Source organism: Actinosynnema sp. NPDC023794, assembly GCF_040639675.1.
GTDB lineage: Bacteria > Actinomycetota > Actinomycetes > Mycobacteriales > Pseudonocardiaceae > Actinosynnema > Actinosynnema luteola.
In genome coordinates this window covers 184319-205127 of the sequence record NZ_JBFAFR010000006.1, presented here as the reverse complement: position 1 = coordinate 205127, position 20809 = coordinate 184319, and the positions used below count along the sequence as shown (strand labels likewise).

The 20809-nt window shown below is 71.6% G+C and carries 17 protein-coding genes; 8 read left to right on the top strand and 9 right to left on the bottom strand.

Features of this window, described 5'->3' with window-relative positions; all coding sequences use genetic code 11:
* The first annotated feature begins 16 nt into the window (after window positions 1–16).
* The 3 genes from AB0H12_RS16375 to truA are packed head-to-tail and all read left to right on the top strand — an operon-like array spanning window position 17 to window position 2587.
* Window positions 17–1069 carry a DNA-directed RNA polymerase subunit alpha gene (locus tag AB0H12_RS16375; protein WP_230566498.1) on the top strand — a complete coding sequence of 351 codons (1053 nt, stop codon included), beginning with the start codon at window positions 17–19 and terminating at the stop codon, window positions 1067–1069.
* Between the two features lie 58 nt (window positions 1070–1127).
* The gene (gene rplQ, locus AB0H12_RS16370; protein WP_499623684.1) at window positions 1128–1712 is read left to right on the top strand and encodes a 50S ribosomal protein L17; all 585 of its coding nucleotides are present in this window, start codon (window positions 1128–1130) and stop codon (window positions 1710–1712) included.
* 59 nt (window positions 1713–1771) lie between these two features.
* Window positions 1772–2587, top strand: coding sequence for a tRNA pseudouridine(38-40) synthase TruA (gene truA / locus AB0H12_RS16365; protein ID WP_499623683.1), 816 nt, complete (start codon window positions 1772–1774; stop codon window positions 2585–2587).
* Here the strand turns inward: truA and AB0H12_RS16360 are convergent.
* Both AB0H12_RS16360 and AB0H12_RS16355 read right to left on the bottom strand, forming a co-directional pair.
* The gene (locus tag AB0H12_RS16360; protein ID WP_499623682.1) at window positions 2553–3491 is read right to left on the bottom strand and encodes a lysylphosphatidylglycerol synthase transmembrane domain-containing protein; all 939 of its coding nucleotides are present in this window, start codon (window positions 3489–3491) and stop codon (window positions 2553–2555) included. The genes truA and AB0H12_RS16360 overlap by 35 nt on opposite strands.
* Window positions 3488–4225: a PIG-L deacetylase family protein gene (locus AB0H12_RS16355; RefSeq protein ID WP_499623681.1), complete on the bottom strand. Its 738-nt coding sequence runs from the start codon at window positions 4223–4225 to the stop codon at window positions 3488–3490. The genes AB0H12_RS16360 and AB0H12_RS16355 overlap by 4 nt, the downstream gene beginning before the upstream one ends.
* 49 nt (window positions 4226–4274) lie before the next feature.
* Here AB0H12_RS16355 and AB0H12_RS16350 point away from each other — a divergent pair, with 49 nt between their 5' ends.
* The gene (locus AB0H12_RS16350; protein WP_499623680.1) at window positions 4275–5342 is read left to right on the top strand and encodes a glycosyltransferase family 4 protein; all 1068 of its coding nucleotides are present in this window, start codon (window positions 4275–4277) and stop codon (window positions 5340–5342) included.
* A gap of 3 nt (window positions 5343–5345) precedes the next feature.
* Here AB0H12_RS16350 and AB0H12_RS16345 read toward each other — a convergent pair whose 3' ends face one another.
* The 5 genes from AB0H12_RS16345 to eccE form a co-directional block, all read right to left on the bottom strand.
* A complete protein-coding gene (locus tag AB0H12_RS16345) occupies window positions 5346–5546 on the bottom strand; it encodes a hypothetical protein (RefSeq protein WP_499623822.1) in 201 nt (66 codons plus the stop codon).
* Window positions 5468–5878, bottom strand: coding sequence for a Uma2 family endonuclease (locus AB0H12_RS16340; protein ID WP_499623679.1), 411 nt, complete (start codon window positions 5876–5878; stop codon window positions 5468–5470). The genes AB0H12_RS16345 and AB0H12_RS16340 overlap by 79 nt, the downstream gene beginning before the upstream one ends.
* A 257-nt stretch (window positions 5879–6135) precedes the next feature.
* A complete protein-coding gene (locus AB0H12_RS16335) occupies window positions 6136–7698 on the bottom strand; it encodes a S8 family peptidase (RefSeq protein ID WP_499623677.1) in 1563 nt (520 codons plus the stop codon).
* Between the two features lie 247 nt (window positions 7699–7945).
* Complete coding sequence (locus tag AB0H12_RS16330) at window positions 7946–8599, bottom strand: hypothetical protein (RefSeq protein ID WP_238598838.1); 654 nt, start codon at window positions 8597–8599, stop codon at window positions 7946–7948.
* 65 nt (window positions 8600–8664) lie between these two features.
* On the bottom strand, window positions 8665–10002 hold the full coding sequence (gene eccE, locus AB0H12_RS16325) for a type VII secretion protein EccE (protein WP_499623676.1): 1338 nt from the start codon (window positions 10000–10002) through the stop codon (window positions 8665–8667).
* A gap of 130 nt (window positions 10003–10132) precedes the next feature.
* Between eccE and eccB the strand changes: the two genes are divergently transcribed.
* The 3 genes from eccB (at window position 10133) to AB0H12_RS16310 (ending at window position 13263) form a co-directional block, all read left to right on the top strand.
* Window positions 10133–11773 (top strand): type VII secretion protein EccB, encoded by a 1641-nt coding sequence (eccB, locus tag AB0H12_RS16320; protein WP_499623675.1) that lies wholly within the window; start codon window positions 10133–10135, stop codon window positions 11771–11773.
* 72 nt (window positions 11774–11845) lie between these two features.
* Window positions 11846–12202 carry a hypothetical protein gene (locus tag AB0H12_RS16315; protein WP_499623674.1) on the top strand — a complete coding sequence of 119 codons (357 nt, stop codon included), beginning with the start codon at window positions 11846–11848 and terminating at the stop codon, window positions 12200–12202.
* Window positions 12202–13263, top strand: coding sequence for a WXG100 family type VII secretion target (locus AB0H12_RS16310; protein ID WP_499623673.1), 1062 nt, complete (start codon window positions 12202–12204; stop codon window positions 13261–13263). The genes AB0H12_RS16315 and AB0H12_RS16310 overlap by 1 nt, the downstream gene beginning before the upstream one ends.
* 211 nt (window positions 13264–13474) lie before the next feature.
* Here the strand turns inward: AB0H12_RS16310 and mycP are convergent, their stop codons facing one another.
* On the bottom strand, window positions 13475–14908 hold the full coding sequence (gene mycP, locus AB0H12_RS16305; protein WP_499623672.1) for a type VII secretion-associated serine protease mycosin: 1434 nt from the start codon (window positions 14906–14908) through the stop codon (window positions 13475–13477).
* Between the two features lie 7 nt (window positions 14909–14915).
* Window positions 14916–16310 carry a type VII secretion integral membrane protein EccD gene (eccD, locus tag AB0H12_RS16300; protein WP_499623671.1) on the bottom strand — a complete coding sequence of 465 codons (1395 nt, stop codon included), beginning with the start codon at window positions 16308–16310 and terminating at the stop codon, window positions 14916–14918.
* Between the two features lie 307 nt (window positions 16311–16617).
* Between eccD and eccCa the strand changes: the two genes are divergently transcribed.
* The gene (eccCa, locus tag AB0H12_RS16295; protein ID WP_499623670.1) at window positions 16618–20622 is read left to right on the top strand and encodes a type VII secretion protein EccCa; all 4005 of its coding nucleotides are present in this window, start codon (window positions 16618–16620) and stop codon (window positions 20620–20622) included.
* The last annotated feature ends 187 nt before the right edge of the window (window positions 20623–20809 follow it).

Here is a 20809-nt window from a genome sequence, read left to right as displayed (position 1 = left end):
AGAAGGGAAGAACCCAGTGCTGATTTCCCAGCGTCCCTCGCTCAGCGAGGAATCGGTCAACGAGACCCGCTCCCGGTTCGTCATCGAGCCGCTGGAGCCGGGCTTCGGCTACACCCTCGGCAACTCGATTCGCCGCACCCTGCTGTCGTCCATCCCCGGCGCGGCCGTGACCAGCATCCGCATCGACGGTGTGCTGCACGAGTTCACGACCGTCCCCGGTGTGAAGGAAGACGTCACCGACATCATCCTCAACCTCAAGGAGCTGGTCGTCAGCTCCGAGGAGGACGAGCCGGTGACCATGTACCTGCGCAAGCAGGGGCCGGGCGCGGTGACCGCGGGCGACATCGTGCCTCCGGCCGGTGTCACCGTGCACAACCCCGACCTGCACATCGCCACCCTGAACGGCAAGGGCAAGCTGGAGATCGAGCTCGTGGTCGAGCGCGGTCGCGGCTACGTCCCCGCCGTGCAGAACAAGCAGGCCGGCGCCGAGATCGGCCGCATTCCGGTCGACTCGATCTACTCGCCCGTCATGAAGGTGACCTACAAGGTCGAGGCCACCCGTGTCGAGCAGCGGACCGACTTCGACAAGCTGATCCTCGACGTCGAGACCAAGCCGTCCATCACGCCGCGCGACGCCGTCGCGTCGGCCGGTAAGACGCTGGTCGAGCTGTTCGGCCTCGCTCGCGAGCTGAACGTCGACGCCGAGGGCATCGAGATCGGCCCCTCGCCCGCCGAGGCGGACACCATCGCGGCGTTCGCGATGCCGATCGAGGACCTGGACCTCACCGTCCGGTCCTACAACTGCCTCAAGCGCGAGGGCATCCACACCGTGGGCGAGCTCGTCTCGCGCAGCGAGGCGGACCTGCTGGACATCCGCAACTTCGGCGCCAAGTCGATCGACGAGGTCAAGATGAAGCTCGTCGGTCTCGGCCTCGCGCTGAAGGACAGCCCCCCCGGGTTCGACCCGTCGGCCGCCGCGTCCGACTACCCCGCCGAAGGCTGGGGCACGGACACCGCCGTGGACACCCACGACGACGGCCAGGACTACGCGGAGACCGAGCAGCTCTGAGGTCGCTTAGCGGCCGGGCCGGAGCAGAGGATCAGAAAGAAATCCGAGGAGCAATTCGATGCCCACCCCCACCAAGGGACCGCGTCTCGGGGGCTCGCCGGCCCACGAGCGGCTGATGCTGGCCAACCTGGCCACGTCCCTGTTCACCCACGGTCGGATCACGACCACCGAGGCCAAGGCGAAGCGGCTGCGCCCGTACGCCGAGAAGCTGATCAGCAAGGCGAAGGTCGGTGACCTGCACAACCGTCGCGAGATCCTCAAGGTGATCCGCGACAAGGACATCGTGCACAAGCTGTTCGCCGAGATCGGTCCGCAGTTCGCCGACCGCCCCGGTGGCTACACCCGCATCACCAAGACGATGCCGCGCAAGGGCGACAACGCGCCCATGGCCGTCATCGAGCTGGTCGCGGAGTCCACCGTCACCTCCGAGGCGGAGCGCGCCCGCAAGACCAAGTTCGCCAAGGACGAGGCCCCGAAGGCCACGACCGAGGAGACCAAGGTCGAGGACGCCGACCAGGACGCCGACGCGCCCGAGTCCGCCACCAAGGACGCCGCCGAGGAGCCCGCCGAGGGCGCTTCGGACGAGGCCGCCGCAGACGACTCTGCCGACGCCCCGAAGTCCGAGAAGAAGGACGAGTCCTGACGGACGCGAACTTCACCGACGAGCCCGTCGTTCCCGCTGGGGACGACGGGCTCGTTCGTGTGCGACTCGACCTGGCCTACGACGGCACGGAGTTCTCCGGGTGGGCGCGCCAGCCCGACCGCCGCACGGTGTGCGGTGTGCTGGAGGACACGATGTCGACGGTGCTGCGCGAGGACGTGCGGCTGACCGTGGCCGGCCGCACGGACGCGGGCGTGCACGCCTCGGGGCAGGTGGCGCACGTCGACCTGCCGTCCGCGGTGGACGTCGCGGGCCTGCCGAAGCGCTTGGCCCGCGCGCTGCCGGCGGACGTCCGGGTGTTCTCGGCACGGGTGGTCCCCGCCGAGTTCGACGCGCGGTTCGCCGCGTTGCGCCGGCACTACGAGTACCGGGTCACCGACGCCGCCTTCGGGGCGCACCCGTTGCGGCGGCTGGACACGCTGGCCTGGCCACGTCCGCTGGACCTGGACGCGTTGAACGCCGCGTCGCGGTTGTTGCTGGGGGAACGGGACTTCTGCGCGTTCTGCAAGCGGCGTGAGGGCGCGACGACGATCCGCGAGCTGCAACGCCTGGAGTGGGTGCGGGAGGGCGCCGTGCTGACCGCGCACGTGTCCGCGGACGCGTTCTGCCACTCGATGGTGCGCAGCCTGGTCGGCGCCCTGCTGGCCGTCGGCGAGGGCCGCAAGCCGGTGGGCTGGCCCGCGTCGCTGCTGTCGCTGACCGCGCGGTCGAGCGAGGTCACCGTCGCGCCGCCGCACGGGTTGTCGCTGGTCCGGGTCGACTACCCGGCCGACGACGAGCTCGCCGCGCGCGCCGCCGTCACCCGGAACGTGCGCGCCGCCGTCACCGCGCCCGAGCGCGGCGCGCCGACCAGCTGAGCCAGGCGGCGCCGCCCAGCGGTATCTCCACCAGGTACGTGAAGAACGCGAACAGCAGCACGCCCGCGACGGCCGGTGCGGCGGGCGTGCCCAGGCCGATCAGCAGCGCGATGGTGCCGTTCTCGGTGACGCCGACACCGCCGGGTGTGACCACGGCCAGCGTGAGCAGCCTGCTCACCGCGAACGCCGACACCGCCGGCCCGAGTCCGAGGTGGACGCCCGCGGCGGCCAGGCACCACCACAGCAGGACGCCTTGGAGCAGCAGGTAGGCGAGCATGCCCAGGGTCATCCGTCGCCAGCCGGTCCGGACGACCTGACCGGTCTGCCGGCGCAACCGCAGCACGAACCGGGCGGCCCGGCCGCCGAGGAGCTTGCACAGCCACCTCAGCCGCACGACCACGACCACGGCCACGCCCAACCCGACCGCTGTCGCCACCGCCGCGATCAGCACGCCGTCACCGATGACCGCCGCGCCCTGCACGGCCAGCGCGAGTAGTGGCAGGGCGACCCGGACCAGGGCGTTCCACAGTCCGCTGACGAGCGTCGACGCGGTGATCGCCCGCGCGGAGTGGCCCCAGCTCGACGCCATCACCGCGGTCACCGCCACCCCGGCCGCGCCGCCGAACGGCAGCACGTTGCTGATCGCGCTGCCCGCCGCGTTGAGGCTGAACGCCTGGGTGTGGCGCAGGCCGGGCAGGGAGCCGGTGAGCACGTAGGTGTAGGCCCAGAGGCCGGCCAGCCACAGCGCCGTCAGCCAGAGCGCGGTGCCGGGTCCGATGGCTCGCAGCTGCGCGCCGACCGCCGACCACGCCACGCCGCCCACCGCGGGCACGAGCGCGACCACCAGCCACGCCGCCAGACCGAGCGACGTCAGCGACGCGGCGATGCGCGACCAGCGGTTCATCGTGCCCGCAACCGTTTGCGCTCGACGTACCACTCGGTGCCCAGGACCACCTTGAACAGCGGTGGCGGCAGTGTCAGCAGCGCGGCGAGGGTGCGGGTCGACTCGCCGCCGGTCCTCTGCGTGGCGTGCGCCGCCATGGCGGCCCGCTTCACGTGCGCGTACCGCCGGACGTCCACCGAGTGGGTGATCTCGGTGCGGGCGGTGTAGGCCTGCTCGAACGGGGTCAGGTCGAACCTGCGGACGAGCCGGGCGAGCCGGAGGCCGCGCAGCAGCCACGTGCGGTCGACCGTCGCCTCCCAGACGCGGGGTGTGCCGGCGAGTTCGGCGGCCAGCGTGCCGACCCGGTGCACCTGGACGTGGTCTGGGTGCCCGTAGCCGCCGTGCGGGTCGTACGCGGTGAGCAGGTCGGCGTGTTCCTCGTGCAGCAGCTCGGCCAGCCGTTCGGCCGCTTCGCCCACGTCGGCGCGGGCGAACCCGTGCCGCCCGTCCAGGCCGGAGTCCGGGTAGCCGAGGAACTCCACGCGTGCGCAGCCGAGCGCGCGGGCCGACGCGTGCGCCTCCTTGGTGCGGACGGCGCCGAGGTCGGACCGGTGCGCGCTCAGACCTCGTTCACCGGCGGTGGCGACGACCAGCACGACGCGGTGCCCCTCCTGGGCGAGGCGCGCCATCGTGCCGCCGGTCAGCAGGGCTTCGTCGTCGGGGTGGGCGTGGAAGAAGACGCACGTTCGGCTCACGGGTGCAAGAGTGTCAGTTGGTCCGTTCGGCGGCTTGACGGGAGCGCACTTGTCCATCATCCACGTGACCGACTGCTTCCTGCCGCGCCTGGGCGGGATCGAGGTCCAAGTCGCCGGGCTGGCCGCGGCGCAGGCCCGCTCCGGTGAGGACGTGCACGTGGTGACGGCCACCAGGAGCGCGTCGCCGGGTGACGGGTACTCGGTGCACCGGATCGCGGTGCGGCTGCCGCGGGACGTGCCCGTGCACCCGCGGGCGGGGTCGCACCTCGACCGCGTGATCACCTCGCTGTCGCCGTCGGTGGTGCACGTGCACGTCGGCGCGATCTCGCCGTTCGGGTGGTCGGGGGTGAGGTCGGCGGCGCGGCTGGGACTGCCGACGGTGGTCGTGGTGCACAGCATGTGGGACCCGGCGGTGCAGTGGTGCTACCGGGCGCTGGACCGGCTGGCGTCGTGGAGTTCCGCGCCGGTGGCGGTGGCGGCCGTGAGCCGTGCGGCGGCGGAGCGGGTGCGCGCGGTCGTGCCGGGGCTGTCGGTGGGGGTCGTGCCGAACGGGATCGTGCCGTCGGCGTGGCGGGGGGTGCCGACGCAGCGGCGGGACGACGCGGTGCACGTGGTGTCGGTGGGTCGGCTCGCGGCGCGGAAGGAGCCGATCGCGTTGCTGCGGGCGTTGCGCTCGGTGTCGGCCGACGTGCCGCTGCGGGCGACGTTGGCAGGCGCGGGACCGGAGATGGCCGTGCTGCGGCGGTACGCCGAGCGGCACGGGATGGGGTGGGTGAGCCTGCCGGGGCGGCTCGACCGGCAGGGGGTGGCTCACCTGCTGGCCGGTGCGGACGTGTTCGTGAACCCGGCGTCGCAGGAGGCGTTCGGGCTGGCGGCGCTGGAGGCGCGGACGGCGGGGGTGCCGGTGGTCGCGCGGCCGGGGACGGGGGTGGCGGACTTCGTGCGCGACGGCGTGGAGGGGGTGCTGACGCACGACCTGGCCGCGGGGATCACCCGTCTCGTGAACGACCGGGAGGAACGGTTGAGGATCGCCGCGCACAACCGTTCCACGGAGCCGACCCACTGCACGTGGCCACGGGTGCTGGCGGCCCTCCGGTCGTGCGCGGCCCGGGTGTGAGGGCTAGAAGACGAGGTCCGCGAGGTCGAGCGTGATCGGGACCGGTGCGGCGGTGACGGTCGTGGTCCGGCGGACTCCACGGTGTTCTCCACGACGTACTGGTTCTTCGTGCAGCCGGTGCGCGGTCAGCTCCAGCCCGGGGTCGTTCCCCTTGCGGCGGATGGTCCAGAGGAGCGGCACGCCGGCGGCGGCGTAGGCGACCATCCTCGCCTCGCGTTCGTTCCGGGTGTTCCCGGAGACCAGACCTCGACCGCGAGGACCAGCGCCTCGGCGGGGAACGACGCGCCCGCCGGGATCCTGTCCATGACCACCACGTCCGGGATGAGGCCGGTGCGCAGGGTCGACGAGATCTTGACCCCCACGCCGATCACCGCGTAGAGGTCGGTCCGGCCGGCAGCGGAGATCGAATCCTCGAACGGCCGGATCAGGCGGGTGACTGCGAGTTGGTGCTCGCCGGAAGGTGGGGATTCACGTGGAAGTGTCCAAAGATCAGCTCGACGCTCGACCCGTCCTCCGGAGAGGGCAGCTCGAGCCATTCCTCAGTGGTGTGTGGGCCGATCAGCGGGTTCGGCAGAACCATCTCCCGTTCCTTCCGCGGAAGGGCTTCTTCCTGTCGCGCCGGGCTTCTTCCTGTAGCGCTGCGGACGTGTTCGACCTCCACGATCGACTTGATGACGACCCTGCCACAGTCCCACTGGGGCGACACCGGCCCTGAGCAGGTGAAACGCGAAGCGGCCCCTCGCCGGCGGAAGTGGCGAGGGGCCGCGGTGACGCGACTGGAGCAGGTGACCGCTTACAGGTCGAGGGTCCAGCTGTCGATGTAACCGGTGTCCTGGCTGTACGCGTCACGCACGCGCAGCTGCCAGGTGCCGTTGGCGTTCTCCGCCGACAGGTTCACCGTGTACGTGGCGTCGACGTTGTCCGCGCTGTCCGAACCGGACTGCACCTTCAGCTGCTTGACCGCGCCGCTCGGCGTGATCAGGTCGACCACGACGTCGCCCCGGTACGTGTGCTTGACGTGCACCTCGACGGTGGCCGACGCGCCGGCCTTGCCCGCGCAGTCCGTCACCGCGATCGGGCTGGACGCGGTGCCCAGGTCCGGCACGGCCACGTCGGTCGCGTTGGTCTTGGCCGCGCAGCCGCCGGGCGGCGGGGTGGTCGAGCCGACGAGGCGCAGCAGCTTGTTCGGCGAACCGGTGCCGGGGCTGCCGACCACGCCGTTCGTCGCGCCGTTGACCAGGGCGTCGCGCACCTGCGCCGGCGTGGCGGTCGGGTTCGCGGCCAGGTAGACGGCCGCCGCGCCGACCACGTGCGGCGTCGCCATGGACGTGCCGCTGATGGTGTTGGTGGCGGTGTCGTTGGTGTACCAGGCCGACGTGATGGACGAGCCCGGCGCGAAGATGTCCAGGCAGGTGCCGATGTTGGAGAACGACGACCGGGCGTCGGTGTTGGTCGTGGAGCCGACCGTGATGCCCTCCAGGGTGCGCGCCGGCGTCACGTTGCAGGCGTTCGCGCCGTTCTCGTTGCCCGCCGCGAGGCCGTAGGTCACGCCCGACGCGATGGAGTTGCGCACAGCCTGGTCGACCGTGGCGTCCGCGCCGCCGCCGAGCGACATGTTCGCGACCGCCGGCTTGACCGCGTTCGCCGTCACCCAGTCGATGCCCGCGATGACGCCCGCGTACGTGCCGGAGCCCGCGCAGTTCAGCACCCGGACGCCGACCAGCTTGGCCTTCTTCGCCACGCCGTACTTCGTGCCGCCGACCGTGCCCGCGACGTGCGTGCCGTGGCCGTTGCAGTCGGTGGCGTCGGCGTCGTTGTCGACGGTGTCGCGACCGGTCGCGGCACGGCCGCCGAAGTCGCTGTGCGAGAACCGGATGCCCGTGTCGATGATGTAGGCGGTGACGCCCTCACCCTCGTTCGGGTAGGTGTAGGAGTTGTCCAGCGGCAGCGCGGCCTGGTCGATCCGGTCCAGGCCCCACGACGGCGTCGGCGCCTGCGTGGCGGAGATCTTCACCTCGCCGTCCTGCTGCACGTAGGACACCGAAGGGTCGGCGGCCAGCCTGCGGGCCTGCAGCTCGGTCATCGTCGCCGAGAAGCCGCGCAGCGCGTTCGTGTACGTGTGCTTGACGTTCGCCCGGTACTTGTCGCTCAACGTGGCGACGCTGCTCGTGCTCGCTTCCTTCAGCACGACGATGTAGCTGTCCTTGATCGCGTTGGGCGCGGCGTACCCGATGATCTCCCCCTCGGCGGCGGCCGAGGTGAAGGTGGTCAGTGCGGCCGTGACCGCGAACGCCGTGCCCGTGGCCAGCCCGACACCGGCCAACCGTTTCGTCCAGGACGCGCGAACGTCTCCCATGGCAGGGGGTCTCCTCTTCGCAGGGTGGGTGTCCGGTCGGCGTCGCCCCCGAGACCGAACGGACACGGTGAGTTGTTCCTAGTTCGCCTCGCCGGTGAGGCGCAAGAATTTGCCCGGAATAACCGACGAACGGCTCGTACACAGTTTTATTCGTGCTGTGAACGAATCGTTGCCGTGGGTGACTGGACCCCGGGCAGAAAACATGCCCCCGGACAATCGTCCAGGGGCACGCGAGGTGGCGGGCGGGTCAGTCGCCGCGCCGGACCGCACCGAGGATCTGCTGCTCACCGGGGGTGGTGACCAGTCGCAACGGCCGCCACAGGTTCGTGCCGAGCGCGATCACCTGGTCGTCCTTGAGCGTGGTGAGCTGGTGCGCCATCTGCGGCGGCAGCCGCCAGATCTGGGACGCCAACTGGGCCTGCCCGACCGGCAGCCGTTGCAGCAGCACGAGGTCCGCGGAATTCGCGGTGGTCGCCGCCTGGGGGTGCAAATACGGCAACACGTACATCGTGGTCTGCCACGGCGACCGCGGCGGGAACAACTCCTGCGGCACGTGGCCGCCGTCGTGCACGACGAGCAGCGGGCTGTCCTCCGACGGGCGCGGCAGCTCGACCGGGCTCAGCCTGCGCAGCTGCACCAGCGGCGAGGGACGGCCGTCCGCGCCCGCGCCCGCCGCCCGCACCACCGGCTGCCAGGCCGCCGGGCGACCCGTCGCGATGGTGATCCACGCGCCGGTCGCCATCGCCCGCAACGCGATCTGCCGCGCCAGGTACAGCCCGCCGACCACGACCATGCGGGTCGGCGCGGACCGCAGCACGGAGATCGTCAGCGGCTCGCCCTGCAGACCCGAGCCGAGCACCATGCCGCCGCGGTCGCCCGACGGGCTCACCACGTCCAGCATCTGCGGCGACACCAGGAACTCCGGCGCCACGCCCCTGCCCTGCGAGTCCAGCAAGCGGGAGTTGCTCACGCCACACCTCCGAGCGGCAGCGTCGCGGCCAGCCCGGCGACCTGCAGGCCGTTCAACGGGGTCAGCGTGATGTCGAGCTTGTCGGCCAGCGCCTTGAGCCGGTCGTCGGCGCGGTTCAGCTCGGACGGGGTCCGCGCGCTCACCCGCACCATGCCGCGCAGGCCGACCTGGCCCTGCTCGCTGCTCGGCGAGATCGTCATGGACAGCGTCGAGGACAGGGCCCGCACGCCGGTCAGCGCGTTCAGGTTGTTGCGCATGCCCTTGGACGGCCAGCCGGTGATCGCGTAGCTGGCGTGGCCGACGCCGCCCGCCGTCACACCGGACCACTTCTCCCGCAGCGACACCGAGTTGTTCGACCCGGCCACCGAGGTCAGCTCGGCCGCCGAGATGCCCGCCCGGATCAGCTCGTCGGGGTCCAGCGGCCGGATCGACACACCCGTCGACTCCAACGCGTTGCGCACGCGGGACAGCGCGCCGATCAGCGCCCGGTGCGCGCCGACGACGCCGCCGCCGCGTTCCCGGATCGCCGCCGCGCAGCGCCGCGGGTCGAGCCGCACCGCGATCCACGTGGTCCGGCGGGCCGCCGCGGGCAGCGGGCCGAGCACCTCCATGTAGGAGTTGAGCGCGGGCGAGTTCGTCGGCAGCGCCGCGCTGCCCGGGTAGCAGTGCCAGATCACCGAGATCGCGTCGAGCACCACACCGCGGTCCTCCAACGTCGGCGCGAGCGCGCCCAGCGGCAACGACGGCGCGCTGCCCACCGCGGTGATCAGACCCGGCGCCGGGTCGACCAGCAGCACGGCGGTCCACGCGCCCTGGTGCCAGGCCATGCCGAGCGGGCGGCGCTCGTGGTCGACGCCCCGGGCCACCACCAGGTCCGGCACCGCGAGGCGCAGCAACGCCACCCGCGGGTCGTCCGGGCCGATGACCGAGGACTCCTCCTCCGACGGCGGCTTCATCTCCACCGGGCCGGTGCGCTTGGCCGTGCGGCCGTGCGAGCGGAAGCTGTAGCGCACCACCAGGCCGATCCACTGGGTCAGCCAGCGACCCCGTGACCTGGTGAACGCGATGATCAACGCGATCAGCACGATGCCGCCCGCGACGTACATCGGCACGGGTGCGACCTCGTCGCCGGTGGCGCCGACGGCCAGCAGGACCAGTCCGATGGCGACGCCGACCTCGAGCACGACCAGGTTGGCGACCGGCAAGGAGCCCAGGCTCGCGCCCGCCGTCCGGCGACGCGCCCGGAGCAGTGCGGCGCGCACGGCGCCGCCCGCTGCCTGCGCGCGCGCCATGGCGGGGTTGGGCTGGCCCGGATGTGGGGTGGTCACGGACATCCGCTCTGGTTCTCTTTCCGTCGGCGTGCGCCGGGTGGGACCGACCGGGTCTGACCAACCCGCACACGGACCACCCGCCGTCCGGCTATCGTGCAGACCGTACCGCGACTGGGAGAGCAGCGAGCCGAGAATGGCATCAACACCCACCACCAAGTCACAGGTCCAGGCCTACCGCTTCGTGCTGCGCAGGATGCAGTCCGCCCTAGTGCGCAGGGACGCGGTGATGCTGCACGACCCGATGCGCACGCACTCCCGTGCCACCGCGGTGGGCGTCCTGCTCGGCGTCATCGGACTGATCGGCTTCCTCATCTTCGGCTTCTTCTCGCCGGACCCCCAGGTCGACGACCAGACGCAGATCGCCATCTCCAAGGAGACCGGCCAGGTCTACGTCGTGCACACGGTCGGCACGACGAAGACGTTGATCCCGATGACGAACCTCGCGTCCGCGCGGCTGTTGCTGCTGCAGCGGTCCAACCCGGACACGGGCCAGGCGGCGGTCGCGGGCGGTGACGCGGCGGCGGGCCAGGTGAACGCCGGGCCGCAGGTCGCGGGCGGCGACCCGAAGCTGGTCAGCGAGAAGGCACTCGCGAAGCTGCCCAAGGGTCGGTTGACCGGCATCCCCGACGGGCCGGACGTGCTGCCGAAGCCCGCCGACCGGGTCGGGCCGGACTGGTCGGTCTGCGACACGCTGACGTTGGACGAGTCGCTGAACGACCCGTCCGCGCCGGGCAAGTTCACCACCACCGTCCTCGCGGGGTACAGCGGCGGCGGAGAGCTGCTCGACGACAACCGCGCCCTGCTGGTGCGCGCGGGCACCGACGACAAGCAGGCGTACCTGATCTACAAGGCGCCGGTGAACTCCAAGATCACCTCGACGTCCACTGTGCGCGCCAAGGTCGACCTCACCAACGCCGAGGTCCGCACCGCGCTGAACCTGAGCCAGAAGAAGCCGCGTGCGATCAGCACGGGCCTGCTCAACGCGATCCCCGAGGCGAAGCCGCTGGTGGCGCCCGACATCCCGGGCCGGGGCCAGAGCGTGACCTACGTCCAGGGCGAGAACCTGCGGATCGGCGCCGTGATCGAGGTCCGCCGCTCCGGCGCGGACTCCGAGTTCCACGTGGCGCTGAAGGACGGCCTGCAGAAGATCAGCCGGGCCGCGGCCGACCTGCTGCGCGCCGCCTACGCGCAGGGCGCGGAGCCGAAGCTGGTCGACATCGCGCGGACCAACAGCGCGCCGACCGTCGAGCAGCTCGACTTCGCCGACTACCCGCCGGACGTGCCCGAGGTCCTGGACCCGAACCAGAACAACCGGGTGATCTGCCTCGGCTGGCAGGCGCAGAACGTGACCTCGGACAACAAGTCGCAGCACACCAAGGTGACCTTCGCGCCGTCACTGCCGATCCCGTCGAACGTGGTGCCGGTGGAGATCAACCAGGTCGGCGCGACCCGCGAGGTCGTCAGCCAGTTCGTGATGGCGCCGGGCAAGTCGGCCGTGGTGCGCAGTGCGACGTCCACCCAGGACTTCGACAGCGGCCCGATCCACCTGATCACCGGCCGCGGGGTGAAGTACGGCATCCCGGACGTCACCACCAGCGGCGCGCTCGGCCTGGGCGCGGACGGGTTCTCGCCCGGACCGGAGTCGATCCTGCGGCTGCTGCCCAACGGGCCGCAGCTCAACCGCAACGACGCCTCGCGCAGCTGGGACGCGATCCCGGTGCCGAAGGACAGCGGCCTGCTGCCCGAGGAGAAGGCCAAGAAGCAGGGCAGCTGAGCCCGTAATGCTGAGCCCTTTGGGGGAACCGGCGTGGGCCGGTTCCCGTCAGAGGGTGCAGGAGGTGTCCGGGTGAACGAGGTCACACGCGGGCCGGCGGGCGGGCGGCAGGTTTCGGTCGACCCGCGCTGGTTGGAGCTGTACGCGAAGCGCGTCGACGAGGCGGCCGAGGAGCTGACCCGCGCGCGGTCCGAGCTGCGGGAGGCGCCGATGCGCCCCCAGAGCTTCGGCGAGCTGGGGCGGACGCTGCGCAACGCGGAGGCGTACGGCCGGGCCGCCGGGCTGCTCAACCAGCAGCTCGACCGGGCGTGCGAGGTGCTGACGTCCGCGGCGAAGGGCCTGCACGACGTGGCTGAGCACTACGGCGCCCAGGACGACGACGCGGTGGCGTTGATCAAGGCGGTCGACCGGCGGGCGGGGTTGGGCTGATGCGGGGCAAGGACGGCAAGCAGATCGCCGCCGAGGTCGGGCCGGAGCTGGACTACCTGTCCGGGATCAGCAGGCGGCTCGGCGTGCGCGACCTCGTGGCGGACTACTTCGCGCCCGTGCTGGGCGACTGGAACGACCTGAACGAGGAGGCCGAGCGCTGGCGCAAGGCCGGGCTCGTCGCCGAGCACGTGACGCGTGACCTGACCAAGCCGCTGGGCAAGCTGGACTCGGCGTGGCAGGGCAAGGACGCGGACGCGTTCGTGGAGCACATGCAGAAGGTCGGCCTGGCCGGGCACGACATGTCCGACGCGATGCACGCGATGGGCGAGGCGCTGGACCAGACCGCCGAGGGCATCCGCGGGATCGTGGAGGACATGTCCCGGGTGTTCGCCGAGACGGCCGACGCGGTGTCCGGCGCGGCGGCGTTGCCGGTGGACGGCGACCGGCGCGTGGTGGAGGCGCTGGACGAGCTGCACGACCCGGCGAAGGAGCTGCACGAGTCGGTGCGGGACGTGCTGGAGGCGTTCCTGCGGCTGTGCGACGGCGTGTCCGGTTCGGACGATTTCGCCGACGTGAAGATGGAGCACAAGTACCCGGAGCAGAACTGGTCGTTCACCGCGCCCGCGAAGCCGGTCGCGCCGGAGCCGCCGACCGCACCGCCCGCCGAGACGAAGCCGGCCGCGTCCGGCGGCGGGTCCGGCGGGGGCGTGCCTGGTGGCGGCGGTGGCGGTGTGCCCGGTGGTGGCGGCGGTGTGCCCGGCGGTGGGATCCCCGGCGGTGAGTCGCCGGAGCGGATGCAGCCGGGCGGGTCGACGGGTGTGTCCGAGCCTCGTCCGGCGGAGCCCGGCCCGCGTCCGGCGGCTGCCGCGGCGGGCGGTCCGTCCGGTCCGGCGGCGGGCGGCGCGGGGATGATGGGCGCCGGGATGATGGGCGGCATGGGCGCCGGCGGGCAGCAGGGCGGCGACAAGGAGCACAAGTCGAAGGTCCAGCTGGCCGGCTCGACCGAGCAGGTCTTCGGCAAGCCCAAGAAGTCCGCCCCGCCGGTGCTCGGCGAGGATTAGGTGCTCGCTCGCGTGTTCTCCAGCGTTGAACTCGGGGGTCCTGAACGTAGGACACGCGCGTTCCGGACGTTGGACACGCGCGAGGTCGCGTCGGTCATCCGGTGCTCATCCCGCGGCGATCACGCTTTCCGATTGCCGCGGGATCAGCGGCGGATGACCGACTTCCAGGCGACCGAGCCGCCGTCTGCGGAGCAGCGGCGATCCAACACAGCTAGATGACGGAGCGCCTCGGGGTCGGGAGGCGCTTGGCGCGGTCGCGGTTGCGGTTCACGGTGTGGACGATGAACATCGTCAGCAGGAGCAGGCCGACGCCCGCGCCCGTGCCCGACAGCGCCACGATCATCGGCGTGCTGCTCGGCGGGTTCAGCGGACCCAGGTCGGTCATCAGCTGCTCCGGCTCCACCGGCTTCGCGCCCGGCTGCTCGAACGGCAGCTCGGCGGTCAGCGCGGCCACCGGGTTGATCATCCCGTAGCCGACCTTGTGGTCCCGGCCGTTCGGGTTGCCCGGGTGCTGCGCGGTCGCCTTGATGCGGTCCATCACCTGCTTCGCCGTCAGCTTCGGGAACCGCTCCCGCACCAGCGTGACCACGCCGGCGACGTACGGCGAGGCGAAGCTGGTGCCCTGGATCGCGACGGGCCTGCCGTTCTCGAAGTTCGCGTTGGTCAGGCCCTTGCCCGCCGGGTCGAGCGTCACGATGTTCTCGCCGGGCGCGGCCACGCTGATCCACGGGCCCCACACCGAGAACGGCGAGACACCGCCCTCCGCGTTCATCGACGCCACGGACAGCACGTTGTCGGCGTACCACGGCGGCGACGCGACCACGTTGACGTTGTCCGTGGCCTGGCCGTCGTTCTGGGCCTGGCAGCCGCTCTTCGCGTCGATGTTGCCCGCGGCGGTCACGATGACGACGTCCTTGTCGTTCACCGCCCAGTCGATCGCGGCCTGGAGCTCGCGCTCCTGATTGCTCGGCGCGGCCGGCGGCGCGCACGCGGTCAGCGAGATGTTGATCACGCGCGCGCCCTGGTCCACCGCGGAGACGATGGCCTTCGCCAGCGTGCCGACCTTGCCCGCGGACGGCCGGTCGTCCGCGTTGGTCGGGTCGTCGTACTCGAAGCTGTTGCTGGTCTGCCGGAACGCCAGCACCGTGGCCTCGGGCGCGGCGCCGACGAACCCGGTCGCCTCGTCCCGGCTGGCCGCCGCGACGCCCGCGACCTCGGTGCCGTGGCCGTCGCAGTCGTGGACACCGCGCTTCTCGGTCTCCACGTAGTCACCGCCCTCCACGACCCGGCCTTCCAGTCGCGGGTGGTTCTTGTTGACACCGGTGTCGATGATGGCGAGCTTGATGCCCTTGCCGGTGGCGAACCGGTGCGCCTCCTCCAGCCGCAGCTGCATCTGGCCCCACGGTTTGTTCGGGATGGGGCGGTCCTCGGTCCTGGAGGTGATGCACCCCTGCTTCGGCTTGTAGTCGACGTCCTCCTTCGGCGACTCGGGCGGCCGCAGGAAGGACCGGTCCACCGGCGGCGGCTGCGAGTTCGGCCGGGCGTCCGGGGTGGTCGTCGTCGACGCCGGCTGGGCGTACGCGCCGGGCGCGGTCACCAGGGTGACGGCCGCCGCCGCGAGCGCGGCGATCTTGCGGATGCGCATCACGGCCTCACGCGGGGATGAGCTGGCGCATGGCCACGTAGAGGTCCATCACCGCCAGCGCCAGCGGCAGCACCGCGGCGATCAGGATGGCCTCGAGCACGTCGACCGTCCGGCGCAGCACCGGGGAGAACTTCTGGTTGGGGAAGATCACGCCGAGCACCAGCGCGCCCGCGCCGACCACCACGAGGGTGCCGAACACGTACAGCAGCCGGTCGCCGGGCGAGGACTGCACCAGCCACCCGAGCAGCACGCCGGTGCCCGCGACCATGCCGCTGGCCAGCAGCGCCACCGCCTGCGCGCCGTTGGCGTAGGCCCGGCCGCGCAGCAGCAGCACCAGCGTCACCACGATCGCCAGCAGCGGGCCCCAGATGGAGCCGTCGCCCGCCGCGATGACGGCGAACAGGGCGGCGACGCCGCCGCAGCCGATGATCATGCCGGTCAGGTACTCGTGCGCGTTGGCGGTGCGCCGCTCGATCACGGAGTACTCCGGGAAACCGGTGTCCTCCTTGAGGTCCTCGGCGCTGCCCGGCACGGTCGGCAGCGGCAGCTTGGCCAGCTGGATCGTCAACCGGGGCAGCACGGACAGGGCGGCGAGCGAGACCGCCGCGGTGCCCGCCGCGATGCCCTGCACCGGGTGGTCCACGAAGATGCCGATGAGGAACGCGAGGCCGCTCAGCGCGCCCGCCGTCGCGGCGGCGATGAACACCGTGATGCCGCGGCCGATCAGCATGATCGAGGCCGAGGCGAAGATCAGCACCAGCACGCTGCCCAGCAGCAGGCTCGGCCGGCCGATCTCGCCGGGCACGATGTACAGGCCCGCGACGTAGGCCATCGGCAGCCCGCCCGCCGCGGCGATCAGCACGCCCGTGCCGACGGCGTTGTAGGACCGCGCCACGACCGCGCCCGCGATGAGCGACGCGATGGCCACCACACCCGCGCAGATCGCCGGCACGAGGTTGCCGCCGCCCGCGAGCGGACCGGCCATCAGCACCGCGATCGCGGCCGTGATCAGCGCCAACGCGCCCGCGAGGTGGCCGTAGCGGCGTGCGGTGTCCTTGGTCCACGGCCGGAAGCTGTCCGGATCGGACTCGGCGATCGCGTCGACCACGTCGTCGTACAGCGGGGGCGGCGGGTTCTCGTTGCGCTTGCGCAGCTGCAGCAGCTCACCGTCGACCACGCCGAGCGAGGCCAGCGTGCGGCTCGGGTCCAGCGGGCCCTCACCCAGCTTGGCCAACGCCCAGCCGCCGTGTCGCACGCCACCGTCCGGAGTGGCCTCCTTGGCCATGTCCAGCAGCATCGGCAGCAGGTCGGCCACCGCGACGTCGGCGGGCAGCGCGACGTCGATACGCGTTCGCGGCGCAACCACCGTCACCCGGCTGAACACCGTCGTTCCGGTCGCCACCAGCGCCCCCTAAGTCCTGATGAGTGTGTGCTGTGGTCCGCCCCGACCCTATTGGTCCGGCCGGACGCGCTTCGGCCCGCCCCTGGAGAGGAGCGGACCCAGTATGGGGGCAGCGGGCGTCCCGGCTGGGCCGTTCCGCGCAACACGTCACAACACGTTGGCCGCGGATTTGCCCGACCCCCCGTCGTTCGGGGTTCCGATGCGCCATAGTGTCGGTGCGACTGTGGCGGGCCCGCGCGCCCCGATCGGGATTCGAGCGCAGTCGGGCTGATCGTTTACGGATCGACGCTGAAGAGGTGCCTGTTAGGTGAGCACGCTGCAGTTCAAGCGCACGGCACGCCTCGCTGCTCCCCGCCCACCCGGCGGTGAGGTCCACCTCGAACCGCCACCCGAGGTGCCGCGGGTCATCCCCGGCAACATCATGATGAAGGCGATGCCCGTCGTCATGATCGTGTCGTCCGTCGGCATGATGGTGCTGATGTTCAGCTACAGCGGGCGCAGCCCCGCTGCGATGATCATGCCCGGCATGATGCTGGTCTCGACCATCGGCATGATGGCCGGTGGCATGGGCGGCGGGCGCGGCCAGAAGAAGGCCGAGATGAACGAGGACCGCAAGGACTACCTGCGCTACCTCGGCCAGATGCGCGACCGCGCCCGCGAGGCCGCCAACGAGCAGCGCGCCGAGCGCGAGTGGGTCCACCCCGACCCGCAGATGCTGTGGTCGCTGGCCACCACCCGGCGCATGTGGGAGCGCCGGCAGAACGACCCGGACTTCTGCCACCTGCGCGCGGGCCGCGGCTCGCAGCGGCTGGCCACGCGGCTCGTGCCGCCGCAGACCGGTCCCGTCGAGGAGCTGGAGCCGATCGCGACGCTGGCGCTGCGCCGGTTCGTGCGCGCCCACTCGCTGGTGCCCGACCTGCCGATCTCGATCGCGCTGCGCGGCTTCGCCGCCGTCGGCCTGCTCGGCGACATCGAGGAGAAGCGCGGCCTGGCCCGCGCCCTGCTGGCCCAGATGGTCACCTTCCACTCGCCGGACGACCTGCTGGTCGCCGTCGTCACCACCGGCCGCACCAAGGCCGAGTGGGAGTGGATGAAGTGGCTGCCGCACGTGCAGCACCCGGCGATCGTCGACGGCATCGGGCAGATGCGGATGATGGCGGGCTCGCTGGCCGAGGTCGAGCAGATGCTGGACGAGCAGTTGCGCGACCGGCAGCGGTTCACCCGCAACGCGCCGCCGCCCGCCGACCAGCCGCACATCGTGATCCTGATCGACGACGGCGACGTCACCCGGGAAGAGCAGATCATCCTCGAAGAGGGCCTGGTCGGCGTCACGCTGTTCGACCTGTCCGAGTCGCTGGGCAACCTCACCGCCCGCCGCGGCCTGCGGCTGGTGATCGAGGACGGCAAGCTCGGCGCGCGCAGCGCCAGCGGCGTGGAGTGGTTCGGCGCGCCGGACTGGCTGAGCGTGGTCGAGGCCGAGGCGCTGGCCCGGCGGCTGTCGCCGTACCGGATCGGCGGCGTGGACGCGGGCGGCAGCGACGAGGACCCGCTGTCGATGAGCAACAACCCGCCGCTGCTGGAGTTCCTGGGCATCCCCGGCGACCCGATGACCTTCGACGTGCAGGCGGCGTGGCGGCCCCGGCCGGTGCGCGACCGCTACCGGGTGCCGTTCGGCATCGGCGAGTTCGGTCAGCAGGTCGAGCTGGACATCAAGGAAGCGGCGATGGAGGGCATGGGCCCGCACGGCCTGTGCATCGGCGCGACCGGTTCCGGCAAGTCCGAGTTCCTGCGCACGCTCGTGCTGGGCATGCTGGCGACGCACTCGTCGACCTCGCTCAACATGATCCTGGTCGACTTCAAGGGTGGCGCGACGTTCCTCGGCCTGGACAAGGCGCCGCACGTCGCCGCGACGATCACCAACCTTGCGGGCGACCTGACCCTGGTCGACCGCATGAAGGACGCGATCGCCGGTGAGGTGTCCCGTCGCCAGGAAGTGCTGGCCAAGGGCAACTACAAGAACGTGTGGGACTACGAGAAGGCGCGCGAGAACGGCGCCGACCTCGACCCGCTGCCGGCGTTGTTCATCTGCATCGACGAGTTCTCCGAGATGCTGACGGCGAAGCCGGACTTCATCGACATCTTCCTCCAGATCGGCCGCGTCGGCCGGTCGCTGCAGATGCACATGCTCCTGGCGTCGCAGCGGCTCGAGGAGGGCAAGCTGCGCGGCCTGGACACGTTCCTGTCCTACCGGATCGGTCTGAAGACGTTCTCCGCCGCCGAGTCGCGCGCCGCGATCGGCGTGCCGGACGCCTACGAGCTGCCGCCCATCCCGGGCTCGGGCTACCTGGGCGTGCAGGGCTCGCCGCTGACCCGGTTCAAGGCGCTGTACGTGTCCGGTCCGTACCGGCCCGCCGGGTTGCAGGTCGCGGGCCCGTCCGCGCCGGTGACCAGCGACAAGCGACCGCGCTACTTCGTGCCGGACTACATCGAGATCCCCAAGGAGCCGATCAAGCCGGTCGAGCCGGTCAAGCAGGCGAAGAAGGAAGAGGACTCCAACGAGCCCTCGGAGCTCGAGGTCATCGTCGAGCGGCTGGTGGGCCAGGGCCCGCCGGCGCACGAGGTGTGGCTGCCGCCGTTGAACGAGCCGCCGTCGCTGGACACGCTGCTGCCGCCGTTGCAGGCGACCGAGGACCGCGGCCTGACCGCGCCCGGCTTCTTCTCCAACGGCAAGCTCCAGGTGCCGCTCGGCGTGGTCGACAAGCCGTTCGAGCAGCGGCGAGACCTGCTGTGGGCGGACTTCTCCGGCGCCGCGGGCCACGGCGCGATCGTCGGCGGTCCGCAGTCGGGCAAGTCGATGATGCTGCGGACGCTGATCACGTCCATGGCGTTGACGCACACGCCGCAGGAAGTGCAGTTCTACTGCCTCGACCTCGGTGGCGGCACGCTCGCGTCGCTGGAGAACCTGCCGCACGTCGGTGGGTTCGCCAGCCGGTTGGACGTGGACAAGGCGCGCCGGATGGTGGCCGAGCTGTCCGGCCTGATCGCCGAGCGCGAGCAGCGGTTCCGCGCGCAGGGGATCGACTCGATGGTCGAGTTCCGCAACCGCAGGCGGCGCGGCGAGATCCGCGACGACGACTTCGGTGACGCGTTCCTGATCGTGGACGGCTGGATGAACTTCCGGCAGGAGTTCGAGGCGCTGGAGCCGATGGTCCAGGCGCTGGCCGCGCAGGGTCTGTCCTACGGCGTGCACGTGGTCGTGGCGGCGAACCGGTGGGCGGAGATCCGGCCCGCGATGAAGGACCTGCTCGGCACGCGGTTCGAGCTGCGCCTCGGTGACGTCAGCGAGTCCGAGGTGGACCGGAAGGTCGCGGTCAACGTGCCGCCGGGCCGTCCGGGTCGCGGTCTGTCGCCGCAGAAGCTGCACTTCCTGACCGCGCTGCCGCGCGTGGACGCCTCGTCGGACGCGGAGAACGTGGCGGCGGGCGTGCAGGACATGATCGCGAAGGTGAGCGCCGCGTGGCGCGGCCAGCGCGCGCCGCAGGTCCGCCTGCTGCCCGACCTGCTGCCGTACCACGACTTCATGGCCCAGGTGCAGCAGCAGCGGCCGAACCGGGGTCACCTGGTGCCGATCGGCGTCAACGAGGACGAGCTGGCGCCGGTGTACCTGGACTTCGACGCCGACCCGCACTTCATGGCGCTGGCCGACGGCGAGGCGGGCAAGACCAACCTGCTGCGCACCATCGTGCGCGGCATCATGACCGGCTACACCTCGTCCGAGGCGCTGATCATGCTGGTCGACTACCGGCGCACCATGCTCGGCTACATCGAGACCGACCACCTGCTGTCCTACGCGGTGTCCTCGGCGCAGCTCACGGACATGATCAAGGACGTCCGCGGCTCGATGGCGAACCGACTGCCCGGCCCGGACGTCACCCAGGAGCAGTTGAAGAACAGGTCCTGGTGGAAGGGTCCGGAGCTGTTCGTGGTCGTGGACGACTACGACCTGGTCGCGCCGCAGGGTTCACCGAACCCGTTGCAGCCGCTGGCGGAGTTCATCCCGCAGGCCAAGGACGTGGGTCTGCACATCGTCGCGGTGCGGCGCATGGGTGGCGCGTCGCGGGCGATGTACGACCCGATCCTGGGCAAGCTGAAGGAGATCTCGGCGCCGATCATGGTGGGTTCGGGCTCGAAGGAGGAAGGGGCGATCGTGGGCAACCTCAAGGCGTCGCCGCAGCCTCCCGGCCGGGGCACGCTGGTCACCCGCAAGCTGGGGCAGCAGCGCATCCAGCTGGCGTGGATCGACCCGGACTGACCGGTCCCGCGCGAACGACGGAAGGCCCCGCTCCGGTGGGGCCTTCCGTGTGTCCGGCAGCGTCCGCGCCACCGTCCGGCCCGCCCTGAATTCGCCGGCCCACCCCGGGAAGGTGGTGGGAAGTTGACACTCGGTGTCCGGGGAGTGTCGGTGCGTTGTCCTATGCTTCGCCCCGCACGAAATGGGG